The following is a 12,609-nucleotide window of genomic DNA, read 5'->3' as shown; positions in this document are numbered from 1 at the left end:
CGTGATGTCTCCGATGCGCCGTTCTCCAGCGGCACAGCGGCCGGGCGAACGCGCGAAATCGAGGCAAGCCCCTCTCCCCAGCCCTTTCCCATCCGTGAGCCGCCAACCATGTCCGACCTCACCGAATACCTCGCCCAGAAGCGCGACGCCCTGTTGCGCCGCAAGGCTCATGCCCGCACGCCGGAGGCCCGGCCGCAGCGGCTGCAAGCCCGGGCCACGGCCGAAGGGCGCAGCGGCGTCCGGCGCATCCGGATCCGCGACTTCCAGGTCGTCAGCGACAGCCCGCCGGATTTCGCCGGCTACGATCTCGGCCCGAGCTCGCCGGAACTGCTGCTCGGCGCGCTGTCCAGCTGCCTGACTCACACCTACCTGATCCAGGCCGCCGACCAGCAGATCGATCTGCGGGATGTTTCCGTCGAGGTGCAGGGCCAGCTCGATCCCCGCGCCGGCACGCCCGGTTTCGAGACGGTGCCAGTTTACCCGCACGACCTCTCCTACACGGTGCGGCTGACCACCGATGCAACCGATCTGGACGCCCTCAACGCCGCAGTCGAGCGCTTCTGCCCGATCCTGAACCTGCTCCGGCGCGGCACGGATGTGCATGGAACCGTCGAACGCGTCCCGGCCAGCCGCGCCGCCGCCTGATCTTCTCGCCCTCCCTGCACGTAGCCGCTCACCGCAGCGGCAAAGGAGCAAATATGAGCCTTGTCACCAGCCAGCCCACCCGCCGCGCGCTCCTGCGCGGAGCCGCCGCACTCGCCGCCGCGCCGCTTGCCGGTCTCGCCGGGCATCACGCCTTAGCCCAGGCCGCACCGCTGGCGCAGCGCCAGACGATCAAGCTCGCCTGGGGCCAGACGGCCGTCTGCCAGTCGCCGATCTCGGTCGCGCTGAAGCAGGGCCTGTTCGAGAAATACAACATCGCGGTCGAACCGGTGAATTTCAGCGGGCCGACAGATGCGCTGCTCCAGGCGATCGCCACCGGCCATGCCGATGGCGGCATCGGCATGGCGCTACGCTGGCTGAAGCCCCTCGAACAAGGTTTCGATGTCGGCCTGACCGTCGGCACCCATGGCGGCTGCATGCGACTGCTCGTCGCCGAGAATGCCGGCATCGGCAGCCTGAAGGACCTGAAGGGCAAATCCGTCGCCGTCACCGACCCGGCGAGCCCCGTGCGCAACTTCTTCGCCATCCGCCTCGCCGAGATCGGCCTCGATCCGGAGAAGGATGTCAGCTGGGTGCAGTACCCGCAGGACCTGTTTGGCGAAGCGCTGAAAAAGGGCGAGGTCCAGGCGCTGGCCGGCGACGACCCGCATCTCTATCTCATCCGCGAGCGCGACAAGCTCGTCGAACTCGCCACCAATCTCGAGGGCCAATACGCCAAGTCGACCTGCTGCGTGCTCGGCCTGCGCGGCGCCCTGATCCGCGACCAGCCCCAGGTCGCAGCTGCGGTCTCCCGCGCCATCGTCGAGGCCCAGGCCTGGACAGCTGCCAATCCCGACAAGACGGCCGAGATCTTCGCCCCCTTCGTCCCGGCAAAGGTGACGCCCGAGACGGTGGCGGCAATCCTGCGCAGCCACACCCACGACCACCACTCCACCGGAGCGGCGCTGCGCGACGATGTCGCGCTGTTCACCGAACAGTTGAAGCTCGTCAACGTGATCCGCAAGAGCACCGACGCCAAGGCCTTCGCGCAGAAGATCGTGCCCAATGTCGCCGTTTGAACAGACAGGCTCCGCGGCAACCTTCGACCGGCCGCCCCTGCAGGTCGATGGCTGGGTGCTGGCGCGGGGCGCCCTTGCCACACTGGCCTGGACCGCTGTCGCCGCGTCCGTCACCCTGCTCGCGAACAGGAAGGTCGGCTTCGCCGAACCGCTCTATGTCGACCAGACCAATCTCGGCCTCGTCGCATGGGCGGTCCTGCTGGCGATTGCCACGACGATCGGCGCCGTCTGGCCGCCGCTCGGCTCGCGGCTCGGCCGGGCTGCGCCCTGGCTCGTCGTGCTCGCGCTCTTCGTCGGAATCTGGGACCTGCTGACGGCCAAGCTCGGCCTGCTTCCGGTTCCCTTCTTCGCGCCGCCCTCCGCGCTGGTCGAGGTCTATGCCGAGGACTGGCCGCGTCTGGGCGAAAGCGTGCTGCATTCGCTGCGGCTGCTCGCGCTCGGCTTCGCGTTCGGCACGATCTCCGGCTTCGTCACCGGCGTCGCGATCGGCTGGTCGCGCGGACTCGGCTACTGGGTCCACCCGGTGCTGCGCTTCCTCGGGCCGATCCCGTCGACCGCGCTCTTGCCGATGTCCTTCTTCTTCTTTCCCTCGAGCTTTTCGGCGGCGATCTTCCTGATCGCGCTCGCCACGTGGTTCCCGGTCACGGTACTGACCTGGTCCGGCGTCGCCAGCGTCGACAAGGCCTATTACGACGTCGCCCGCACGCTCGGCGCCCGCCGCTCGTTCCTGATCTTCAAGGTCGCGATCCCGGCCGCCCTGCCGCATGTCTTCGTCGGCCTGTTCATGGGGCTGGGCGCCTCCTTCTCGGTGCTGGTGGCGGCCGAGATGATGGGCGTCAAATCGGGCCTCGGCTATTACCTGCAATGGGCCCAGGGCTGGGCCGCCTATGCCAACATGTATGGCGCGCTGATCGTCATGGCGCTGATCTTCTCGAGCCTGATCACGCTGCTCTTCGCCGCGCGCGACCGGCTGCTCGGCTGGCAGAAGGACGTGGTGAAATGGTAGCCGCTCCACTCACATTCGCTGCCGATCGCACCGCGCCGGCCGCGCGAGGAGCCGATCTCGCGATCGCCGGTGTCTCGCATGCCTTCGATCTCGAAGGCCGGCCGCTGCCGGTGCTCGACGATATCGACCTCGACGTTCGGGCCGGCGAATTCGTCGCCCTGCTCGGCCCGAGCGGTTGCGGGAAGTCGACGCTGCTGCGGCTGGTCGCCGGGCTCGAACAGCCCTCGCGGGGCCGGATCTCAGCCGCGGGAGAGTTGATCACGGCGCCCGACCCGTCCCGCGTCGTCGTCTTCCAGGACCCGACGCTCTATCCCTGGCGCACCGTCTGGAGGAATGTCGCCCTCGGGCTGGAGGCGCGCGGCCTGCTCGCCGCACAGAAGAGCCGCGTCGACGATGCGCTGCGGACGGTCGGTCTCGCCGGGTTCGAACGGGCCTTTCCGCGCCAGCTCTCCGGCGGCATGGCGCAGCGCGCAGCTCTGGCGCGGGCGCTCGTCAATGATCCCAGCGTGCTGATCCTCGACGAGCCGCTGGGCAAGCTCGACTCTCTGACGCGGATCGCGATGCAGACCGAGATCGCCGAGCTCTGGCGCCAGCGCGGCTTCACCACGCTGCTCGTCACCCATGACGTGGAAGAGGCGCTGTTCCTGGCCCAGCGCGTCATCGTGCTGAGCGAGCGCCCGGCCCGGATCAAGGCCGAGATCGTCAACGACCTCCCCTATCCCCGCCATCGCGGCGACCCACGCCTTGCAGAACTGCGCGGGCAGGCTCTCGCCCATCTCGGGCTCGACGCCAGCTGGTGATCGCCAGGCGAAAGCCCTCTCTCCATCACAGGACCCTATTCATGTCTCGCGTCACCGGGCTCACGCTCGCCCTCGTTCTTGCGGCCTCGACCTTCGCCGCCTCGCCAGCCTTCGCCCATGCCCATCTCAGGACCGCGTCGCCGGCCGAGGGCGCGACCGTCGCCGCCCCGGCCGAGATCGTGCTCGGCTTCACCGAGGCCCTCGAGGTCAAGCTCAGCAGCATCACCGTGCGCGACGCGCAGGGCCACGAGGTCCAGCTCGCGCCGGCGGAAGCCGTGGCGGGCGACGGCAAGGCGCTGAAAATCCGCCTGAAAGCGACGGCGCCGGGCCCGTACACGGTCGAATGGGCGGCGATCTCCGTCGATACCCATCGCGTCACCGGGCGGTACCAGTTTACCGTCAGGCCCTGATGTGACTGCCTTCATCGAGGCGGCACTGCCGGCGATCCGCTGGCTCCATCTCGCCGCCTTGCTGTCCAGCCTCGGCACCGAAGCCTTTCGCCTGCTGGCGTGGGGACGATTGGGCGCCTCGCCGGAGGCTACCTCGTTGCTGCGAAGGCTGGCCCGGTTCAGCCGGGCCGGCGTCGTGCTGTCCCTTGTCAGCGGCGGCGCCTGGCTCTGGTTCCAGGGCAGCGCCATGCTGGGGAACGCCGTCGCGAGCCGGGAGGCGGCGCTCGCCATCCTCCAGACCCTCTTCGGCGGGACCTTGCTGCTGCGCCTCGCCCTGCTGGTCGTCTCGCTGTGGATGCTACGCAGCGAGGGACGCGGCCGCTGGCTCGCCCTGCCCCTTCTCGCAGCGGCCGCCTTCCTGCAAGGCGGGCTCGGCCATGGCGCGGCAACCGACGGCTGGGTCACGATCGCCCTTGGCCTGCATGTCGTGGCTGCAGGGCTCTGGCTCGGCGCGCTGCTGCCGCTGCTCGCGACGTGTTTTCTCCTGCCCTCGCAGGCGGCTGCCATCGCACGCCGCTTCACACCGCTCGGCCTCGCCTGCGTGCTGACGCTTGCCGTAACCTCGCTGATGCAGGTGCAGGCGCTTCTCGGCACGCTGGCGGCGACGCTCGGCACGAACTACGGGCGGCTCGCCTTGCTCAAGCTCGTCCTGTTTGCGGTTCTGCTCGGGATCGCGAGCGCCAACCGCTTCCGTTTCGTACTGCAGGCGGAGGCCGGCGGGTCGATACGCGGGTTGCGTCGCTCTCTCGCCCTTGAGACGGGGGTCGGGCTTGCCATGGTCGCGGCTGCCGCCGCGCTCGCAAGCCAGCCGCCGGGTATCCACGAACAGCCGGATTGGCCCTTGCCGCTGCGACCTATTCCGGGCCTGTGGGACGATGCCTATCTGCGCGACGGGCTCCTGCGCCTGCTCGGCCCGATCGCCATCACGGCCGCGCTCTTCATCCTAGCCGTCGTGCTGCGCAAGCTGCGCTGGCCGGCGCTCGCGGCTGGAGCCGCAGCACTGGTCTATATCCAGGTGCCGCCATGGCGCCCCTATGTCGTCGCCGCGGTGCCGACGAGCTTTCAGCTCTCACCGACCGGCTATTCCGCGCGCTCGATAGCGGCCGGTCGCGCGCTGTTCCAGCGCGACTGCACGAGCTGCCATGGCCTCGACGCGCGCGGCCGCGGGCCGGTCGCGGTCGCGCAGGCGGTCTGGCCTCCGGACCTCTCGGCGCCGCTGATCGCGGGCCGCCCGGGCGGGGAGCTGTTCTGGTCGATCCGCCACGGCGCCGGGCCGATGCCGGCGGCAACCGGGCTCGGCGATGCCGAGATCTGGGCCTTGATCGATTTCATCCGGCTGCGCGCCGGCGCACGCATCTATGACCGCTCCGAGATGCGCTTTGCCGGGGCCGCCCGCATGCCAGGTTTCGTCGCCGGCTGCCAAGAGGGCGTCATCCTGGCTCCGGGCGATGGTCGGGTCCTGCGCCTGTGGATCGAGGGCACGACCGCGCAGGTCCAGGCTGACGGCGCGGCGGCCCGCTGTCCGGTCGAGGACCCGGAGCCGCTGGCCACTGCGCTCGCGGAACTGACCGGCGGCGGAGAGCCGCCCGCGCAGGTTCTGATCGACGCCAATGGCTGGCTGCGGCGGGCCTTCGGGACCGATGCCAACGCGTCACCCGATATCCTCGCCACCGAACTGAAGCTCATTCGGGAGCAGCCCTACGATGGCTCCAGCCATCACTAGCGCGTGGGCGTGGGCGCCACGCGAATGCGCGGAATGCTGGCGCACCAGCCAGGGAGCGCAGCAGAACGCAACGGATCCACCAAGAGCGCCCGTACGCGACAAGCCCGACTTTCTCCGGGCAGAAGCCGCCGGTACACGGCCGGGTTGCTTGACTCCCCAATCGCAGAATGTTCCATCTTTGTTCTCATTGAGAGAATGAAATATGCCAGACGATCAGGGGACCATCACGGTCATCACCGATCAGGATATCGACGCGGTGCTCTGCGAGGCCAAGGGCGACGCGCGCGAGGCGATCCGCATGCTCCTGCATGATCTCGCAGTCCTGGCCGCCGACGCCGAGCGGCTGGTCTCGAAGGGTTTTGTGCGCCGTCGCGCGCCGTGGAAGAGGATCGGATGATGGTGACGCGCACACAGAGGCATTTCTCGCCCTATGACGCGGAGAAACTCCTCGCCCTGGTCGAGAGCGCCCGGCGCGAGATAGGGCAGTATCAGGCGACGGTACCGCTCAACTCAGCGATACACACGGCACTGAAGGCTTTCAGGGATGCCGCGACCTTGCTCGCGGATACGGCACGCGGTGATGTCGGGACGGGGCGCTCCTTGCCGTCGCACGCGAGATCAGAGCAATCGTGAGCGATACCGGCGGGCGATAGACGTCCGCCTCCCTCGGAACCTGCTCTTCGGCAGGTCATGACGCAGGTTGCGCGTGGCGCAAAGATCATCGTCCTTGGAAGGATCGCGCGTCGGCGCTGGGTATGATCGATCCAGCACTACCGGAGGTGTATATTGATGCATCAGCGCCATTCGATGGCAACTCACAGTTGTGATGATAAACCGGTTGTAATCGTCGGCCAGTGACGCTTCACGTTTGGTCTCGACAACCTTGTCTTTTCGGTCAATTCTTTCGCCGGGTCGTCGGATCGAGCATCCGCCTGCCCGCAAGACGCAATCTTCAGAGGATGCGGCTATGGCGACGGGAAACGTGAAATGGTTCAATACTGAGAAGGGTTTCGGGTTCATTCAGCCTTCAGACGGCGGCAAGGATGTGTTTGTACACATCACAGCCGTGAAAGAGGCCGGCATGATGACTCTGACCGAAGGACAGAAGGTCGCTTTCGACTTGAAAACCGAACGCGGCAAGACAGCGGCAGGCTCCCTCCAGCTTCTCTGATCACCACCTGACGTCTTTTGCGTCGAAACGGCTTGCCACCTGACGGCATGTCCTGACATCGCATTAGCAGCGCGGTCAGGCAGCGCTTGGAAGGCCAGGACATCCATCGATCAGGCGCGCCGGGCGGATTTTACGCCCCCGGGCAGGCTAGCCCACGTGGGTGAGACGCTGTGGAACCGGGAACCCGGCCCTGCGAACCTTCGGTCAGCATAGCGCGATCGCTGTCGATGGAACTACGCTTGGCGCCGGAGCCGGCAGGACGGCCCGGGATGCCGAATTCGAACCGCCGCTGCCGCAGATTGCTTGCGAGGCTATGGCTGAACGTCACAGTTCCGGCGTGCAATGCCGTCACTCAGCTGCGCTCAGGCGCCGTTTGATCCTGCTGAAGGCGATGGGCGTGATGCCGAGATAGCGCGCGATATCTCCCTGGGAGAGACGGCTCAACAAGCCCGGCTCCAGCCTTAGCATGGCCCGAAATCGCTCTGCGGCGGAATCGCAGAGCAAGGCCTGCTCGCGCCGCGATTTGCGCTGCCTCACCCAATCCGCGAACTGGCCGTAAGCGCGCTGCAGATACGGGTTCTCGGCGATCCGCTGCTGCAACCATGGCAGGGGAACCCGGATGATTGTCGATGGTTCGAGCGTTCGTGCGCCGAAGGCCGGCCCGTTGCCCTCTGCCGCGAACAGGCCCTGATCGGCGATGAAGCTCTTGATCCGTTCATCGCCCTCGGGCGTGACGTAGACCAGCTTGATGAGCCCTTCCGTGAGAATGAACAGATCGGCCGGCGCATTGTCCGGATCGAACAGGACATGGCCCTTGGGACAAGCCCTGGCGGTCCAGAGCCTGTCGCCCCAAAGTTTGTCCTGCAAAGCAAGTTCCCGGAGCTGACTCAGGAGTCGGCCGGCCGGAGAACCTCGCTCATCTAAACCCGGGTTCATCAGGAACGCTCGAAAGCATGGCAGGAGGATCGACGACAGACACAAAGGAGACAAGACATCGGAATGCGTACCCCGCTTTCTCGATCCTCGAAAGTCGTTCTGACGGGCGGCACCTCGGGCATCGGAGCCGAGATGCTGGAAAAGCTCCTGTCCGCCGGGCACTCCGTCATTGTGCTGGCACGAAGCGCAAGCCGGCTCGAGCCGCGCAACGGACTGGAGGCGATCGATATCGACCTGGCCGATCCTGCGGCCGTCAGGGCGGTGGCAGCCGATATCGCGGCGCGCCATGCCGATCTGAGCGTGCTCATCAACAATGCGGCGCTCCAATATCCCGTCGCCTTGACCGATCCCGATTTCGATCCCCTGCAGATGGACGCCGAAATTGCGGTCAACCTGCTGGCCCCGGCCTTGCTGACCCACGCATTTCTGCCGGGTCTGAGACGGCAGGGCATGGGCACCGCGATCGTCAATATCTCCTCGGGACTGGCTCTCCTCCCGAAGCAGCGGACGGCGCTCTATTGCGCGACCAAGGCGGCGCTGCACAGCTTTTCCCAGAGCCTGCGGTACCAGCTCGAAACGGACGGGGTGGCGGTGATCGAGGCGATCCTTCCCCTGGTCGAGACCCCGATGACAGCGGGGCGCGGCAGCGGAAAGATATCGGCTCGCGATGCCGCGGAGGCGATCCTGGCGGGCGTCAGGTGTGCGCGGCCGGAAATCCATGTCGGAAAGGCGAGGCTCTTGCCGCTGACATCCAGGCTGGCGCCCGGGCTCAGTCGCAGGATGATGCGCGGCTCATGAAGGGGCTTCTGAAAGTCGCGCTTGTCCTTGCGCTCGCGTTCGCTTCAACCGCGCTCATCGTCAAATCGACAGGTCTGGTCTCCGAGCGCAGTGCGCTGGCCTTCATCGAGGCCGCGAAGGAGATCAATCCGCTCTATCTGGGGGCGGGTGTCGTCCTCCTGCTGGCGATCGACCTCTTGATTGCAGTGCCCACGATGACGACGATCCTGATCGCGGGATATGCGATGGGCCCGCTCCTGGGCGGAGCCTCCGCCACCACCGGGCTGATGCTGCTGGGGCTCGGCGGATATGGGATGGGGCGCCGCTTTGGTAGACCCGTCCTCGCCAGGCTTTTCAAGGATGGCGAAAAGCTCGCGGAGATCGAGCGAGCCTTTGCGAAGAACGATCTGCTCACGCTGTTTGCGTGTCAGGCGCTGCCGATCCTGCCCGAGCTCAGCTGCACCATTGCCGGAATGACCCGGATGCGGTTTCGACGTTTCCTGTTCGGCTACTGCGTCGGCGTCATACCCTTTGCCTTCATCGTCGCCTGGGCAGGTTCGAAGAGCACGCTGAGCAATCCCGCACCGGCGATCTATGCTGCGATCACCATCAGTGTCGGACTTCTGCTCGCCTGGACGCTCATCCGCCGGCGATCTGCGCGAGGCCTGTGAGCCATGACGATGCAACGGTGGGCGGGCAGCGGGCGGCGCCCCCTTTCCCGGAACCTGCTCCACCGATGCTCGTTCTCTTCCCAGAAGGAGAACAGCCATGTCCGGAGACAAGCAAACCATCATCGATCTCGAGACGCGCTTCTGGCAGTCCATGGTCGACAAGGATGCAAAGCTCGCGAAATCGATGATTGCCGAGGAATGTCTGATCACCGGCCCGATGGGGGCGATGAAGATCGACCCCGCCAAGTATGAAGCCATGACGGAAGAAGGCCGGTGGACGCTGCGGAGCTTCAAGCTCAGCGATGTCGATGTGATCATGCCGACCGACGAAGTCGCCGTCATCGCCTACAAGGTGCATCAGAAGGGCGACATGAAGGGCAAACCCATGGACATGAAATGCGCGGATAGCACGACATGGGTCAGGGACGGCCAATCCTGGAAATGCGCGCTCCACACCGAGACGATGCTGGAGAATGCCTGAGCGCGCTGGTTTGACTGCCTGGTGGCGAGCCGGTTTGTCCGATCACCGGATCGCCATGGGCGAATGCCGCATGCTGGAAGCTGCGGTCATCCGCGCTCCCGACGAGGAGCATGGCATCCGAGACGATCACCGAGAGGCAGAACCCCGCTATACCTTGCGCGCAATTTCTCCTGCCTTCGACATCGCGTAAGAGCGAGCAGGACGGGGCTCGGTCTGCATCGCCCCAGCGAAGGATAGGATATTGGCCTTTCTGACTGAACCGGAGCCGCCGCGTGGCCGGCCGATGGAGGTTGTCCCCGGCATCTCCCGTATCGTCGCCAATAATCCGAGCCTGATGACCTATCGTGGCACCAATACCTATCTGATCGAGGATGGCGACGGCTTCGTGGTTCTCGATCCCGGCCCCGACGATGCCGGGCATCTCGACGACATCCTGCGCGCCACGGGCGGTGCGGTTTCTGCGATCGTGCTGAGTCACACCCATTCCGACCATCTCGGCGCGACCGCCGGCCTGAAGGCCCGCACCGGCGCGAAGACATACGCCTACCATCTCAGCGCCGATGACGCCTTTATCCCCGATATCCTGCTGAAGGACGGCGACACCGCATTGGGGATGACGGCGATCCACACGCCCGGACACGCCTCCGACCATCTCTGCTTTGCCTTCCGGGACGGGATCCTGTTCAGCGCCGACCACGTCATGTCCTGGTCGAGCAGCATCGTCGCGCCGCCGGGCGGTGACATGGCCGATTACGTGGCCAGTCTACGGCTGATGCTGGCGCGCGACGACAGCCTGTATCTGCCCGGGCATGGGCCGCCGCTGCCCAATCCGCAGCCCTATGTCGCCGAGCTGCTGGAGCATCGCCTCAGGCGCGAGAACGCCATTGCCGATGCGCTAAAAGCCGGACCGCTGGGAACCTGGGATCTCGTCGATCGGCTCTATTCGCAAACCGATCCCTGGCTGCGCCGCGCCGCCGAGCGCAATGTGGCGGCGCATCTGCTCAAGCTCAGGGATGAAGGGCGCGCAGCAGTGTCGGATGAGAAGTGGATCTCGGTCTGACGAGATCGGGGCCTCCGACCATCGAAACGGTTCGCAGCCGTTTCTCCTGAACTGCCGAATGTGGCGACGCGACGAATGGTTGGCCCGCGTCCGTCACCGCTCGATCAGGCGGCGCTCGGTACGGGCGGCCGCCCATTCCACGAACGACTGGGGGCAGTGCGTGGCCCCATAGGCGACCGACGCTCTGCGCCATTTGAGTATGAGCTTTCTGCCCGTAGGATTGGGCGAGCGACATCCAGTTCCAAAGCGGTATCGGTGAATGCGAGTTGCGCTCCTCATCTCCTGCATCACGATGATCTCCGCGGCCAATCTCTCGCCCGCGTCAGCGCAAGCCCCGGAAACAGTTCTCGTCCGGGACGTCATCACGTCCGCGTTCTACGCCCGCACGGGCGGGGATTGCTCAGCGCAGGGCAACTGCAGGCAAAGATCGTTCGTGACAGCGCCCTACTTTCAGGACGGCTTCAATTTCGCCAAGCACAGAGCACAGCCCGTTCTAGCAGCGCTTCCGGGCCTAGAGCGGAAGGGCGGCAGTTGGAGCTGGGAGCTAAAGCTCCCCCCGGGTTATCGCCTCTGCAAATTTCTCTCGCGGCGGGTCCATGCCATTCCCGGAGCCGTCGTGATTTTGTCCCGCTCGTTCGACGGCATCAAAGTCTTCGCCTGGCTGCCTTCCGATATCTCATTCTATGAACAGCGGTCGGAGATTATCGATCTCTCTATAGACGGCGTACGTGAAGACTTGTTCGCCGCAGCAGAAGCCAAGAGAAAGTGCGGCGGGCCGAGGACGACGACCCTGCTGACCCCGGACTATGGCCAGGGAGCGTCCAACTACCTGGCTTTGCGCACAGATACCCGGTGGAATGCCCTCTTTCGGCCAGTCGTGGACGTCGAACAGCTTCGCCTGCCAAAGATGAAGGCTACGGACATGAACTGGCCTCATGCGCCCCCTTACGCAAATGGGGAAGTCGTCCGAGGGAACACTGACTGATCTTGACGGCTATTGCCGGTGGAGACAGCATTGGCGCGGGGACATCGGCATCTCTGGAAGGACAGGGAACGCAGCAAGTCGGTCTGGCGGCAACCGGGGTTCAATCCCGAGCACGAATGCCAGCAGCGGGTTTCGAACCCCGCTCGATGTCCCCCAGCAAGGCTTCGACTTCATGCTCCCCGGTGCTCCCTTGACCACCCGCGATCCCGCCAGCGTCTTTGCCGCGGCCATGCAGCATTTGGCGTCCGGCAGACCGCAGATCGCGCGCCGGATGATGAAGCGGGCCGCAGATGCCGAGCATCGTCCCGCGATTTCAATGTACGGCTCGTTCGTGGAGCACGGCATTGGCGGGGCGCCCAACCCTCACAAGGCGGTCCTTTGGCTCAAGCGAGCCGCGAGCTTGGGCGATCCGGCCTCTTGCCTCCGGCTCGCGGAATTGCGACTTGCCTCAGGCTCCGAAGCCGAGGCGAAGTACTGGCTTTATAAGGCCCCTTCCCATCCCCCGGCGCTCTTGCTCCTTGCGAAACTCTTCAGCCGAAGCCGCTCCGCGCGGGCAACGGCGCGAGCACGGAATGCTCTCGAGAGGGCCGTCGCCTGTCAGGAATTGCTGACGGACAATGAAAGAGCGTCGCTCGATTTGCTCCGGGCGCAATTCAGGAACCGAACGCCGGATGCCAGATGGTCCCGCGTCAATCGCAAGCAGTTGGAGCTGGTCCACGAAGAGCTCATGGAACCGGTATCGAGGTGAACCGCCAGACCGCTGCAACGAGGCGCGAGCCGGCATTCTGCTCGGTCTCCGGCTTAGCCGGCGCTCCACCGCGTCCCGCCT

At 65.8% G+C, this 12,609-nt stretch carries 16 protein-coding genes; 15 read left to right on the top strand and 1 reads right to left on the bottom strand.

Going from position 1 to position 12,609, the window contains the following annotated elements; translation table 11 throughout:
- The first annotated feature begins 108 nt into the window (after window positions 1-108).
- From AB4118_RS18425 to AB4118_RS18385, 9 genes are all read left to right on the top strand, one after another.
- A complete protein-coding gene (locus tag AB4118_RS18425) occupies window positions 109-645 on the top strand; it encodes an OsmC family protein (RefSeq protein ID WP_441491107.1) in 537 nt (178 codons plus the stop codon).
- Window positions 646-698: 53 nt separating this feature from the next.
- Window positions 699-1,721, top strand: a complete 1,023-nt coding sequence (locus tag AB4118_RS18420; protein WP_441491106.1) for an ABC transporter substrate-binding protein — start codon at window positions 699-701, stop codon at window positions 1,719-1,721.
- A complete protein-coding gene (locus AB4118_RS18415; protein ID WP_441491105.1) occupies window positions 1,708-2,727 on the top strand; it encodes an ABC transporter permease in 1,020 nt (339 codons plus the stop codon). The genes AB4118_RS18420 and AB4118_RS18415 overlap by 14 nt, the downstream gene beginning before the upstream one ends.
- Window positions 2,721-3,527 carry an ABC transporter ATP-binding protein gene (locus AB4118_RS18410; RefSeq protein ID WP_441491104.1) on the top strand — a complete coding sequence of 269 codons (807 nt, stop codon included), beginning with the start codon at window positions 2,721-2,723 and terminating at the stop codon, window positions 3,525-3,527. The genes AB4118_RS18415 and AB4118_RS18410 overlap by 7 nt, the downstream gene beginning before the upstream one ends.
- Window positions 3,528-3,568: 41 nt before the next feature.
- Window positions 3,569-3,937 (top strand): copper homeostasis periplasmic binding protein CopC, encoded by a 369-nt coding sequence (gene copC / locus AB4118_RS18405; RefSeq protein WP_441491103.1) that lies wholly within the window; start codon window positions 3,569-3,571, stop codon window positions 3,935-3,937.
- A gap of 1 nt (window position 3,938) precedes the next feature.
- Window positions 3,939-5,699, top strand: coding sequence for a CopD family protein (locus AB4118_RS18400; protein WP_441491102.1), 1,761 nt, complete (start codon window positions 3,939-3,941; stop codon window positions 5,697-5,699).
- Window positions 5,700-5,901: 202 nt separating this feature from the next.
- A complete protein-coding gene (locus tag AB4118_RS18395) occupies window positions 5,902-6,096 on the top strand; it encodes a hypothetical protein (RefSeq protein ID WP_441491101.1) in 195 nt (64 codons plus the stop codon).
- On the top strand, window positions 6,096-6,332 hold the full coding sequence (locus AB4118_RS18390) for a hypothetical protein (protein WP_441491100.1): 237 nt from the start codon (window positions 6,096-6,098) through the stop codon (window positions 6,330-6,332). The genes AB4118_RS18395 and AB4118_RS18390 overlap by 1 nt, the downstream gene beginning before the upstream one ends.
- 334 nt (window positions 6,333-6,666) lie before the next feature.
- On the top strand, window positions 6,667-6,870 hold the full coding sequence (locus tag AB4118_RS18385) for a cold-shock protein (protein ID WP_069881900.1): 204 nt from the start codon (window positions 6,667-6,669) through the stop codon (window positions 6,868-6,870).
- 348 nt (window positions 6,871-7,218) lie between these two features.
- On the opposite strand, the gene AB4118_RS18380 is transcribed toward AB4118_RS18385, so the two are convergent.
- Window positions 7,219-7,737 (bottom strand): Crp/Fnr family transcriptional regulator, encoded by a 519-nt coding sequence (locus AB4118_RS18380; protein WP_441491099.1) that lies wholly within the window; start codon window positions 7,735-7,737, stop codon window positions 7,219-7,221.
- A gap of 132 nt (window positions 7,738-7,869) precedes the next feature.
- On the opposite strand from AB4118_RS18380, the gene AB4118_RS18375 reads away from it, so the two are divergent.
- From AB4118_RS18375 to AB4118_RS18350, 6 genes are all read left to right on the top strand, one after another.
- On the top strand, window positions 7,870-8,604 hold the full coding sequence (locus tag AB4118_RS18375) for an SDR family oxidoreductase (RefSeq protein ID WP_441491098.1): 735 nt from the start codon (window positions 7,870-7,872) through the stop codon (window positions 8,602-8,604).
- Window positions 8,601-9,254, top strand: coding sequence for a TVP38/TMEM64 family protein (locus tag AB4118_RS18370; RefSeq protein WP_441491097.1), 654 nt, complete (start codon window positions 8,601-8,603; stop codon window positions 9,252-9,254). Before AB4118_RS18375 ends, AB4118_RS18370 begins: the two co-directional genes overlap by 4 nt.
- Before the next feature lie 97 nt (window positions 9,255-9,351).
- Window positions 9,352-9,735 (top strand): nuclear transport factor 2 family protein, encoded by a 384-nt coding sequence (locus tag AB4118_RS18365; RefSeq protein WP_441491096.1) that lies wholly within the window; start codon window positions 9,352-9,354, stop codon window positions 9,733-9,735.
- Between the two features lie 241 nt (window positions 9,736-9,976).
- Window positions 9,977-10,795 carry an MBL fold metallo-hydrolase gene (locus AB4118_RS18360; RefSeq protein WP_441491095.1) on the top strand — a complete coding sequence of 273 codons (819 nt, stop codon included), beginning with the start codon at window positions 9,977-9,979 and terminating at the stop codon, window positions 10,793-10,795.
- Window positions 10,796-11,228: 433 nt separating this feature from the next.
- Window positions 11,229-11,780: a hypothetical protein gene (locus AB4118_RS18355; RefSeq protein WP_441491094.1), complete on the top strand. Its 552-nt coding sequence runs from the start codon at window positions 11,229-11,231 to the stop codon at window positions 11,778-11,780.
- A gap of 190 nt (window positions 11,781-11,970) precedes the next feature.
- On the top strand, window positions 11,971-12,528 hold the full coding sequence (locus AB4118_RS18350) for a tetratricopeptide repeat protein (RefSeq protein WP_441491093.1): 558 nt from the start codon (window positions 11,971-11,973) through the stop codon (window positions 12,526-12,528).
- The last annotated feature ends 81 nt before the right edge of the window (window positions 12,529-12,609 follow it).

It is taken from the genome of Allobosea sp. 2RAB26 (assembly GCF_052115465.1).
GTDB lineage: Bacteria > Pseudomonadota > Alphaproteobacteria > Rhizobiales > Beijerinckiaceae > Allobosea.
This window is presented reverse-complemented; position numbering and strand designations above follow the sequence as displayed.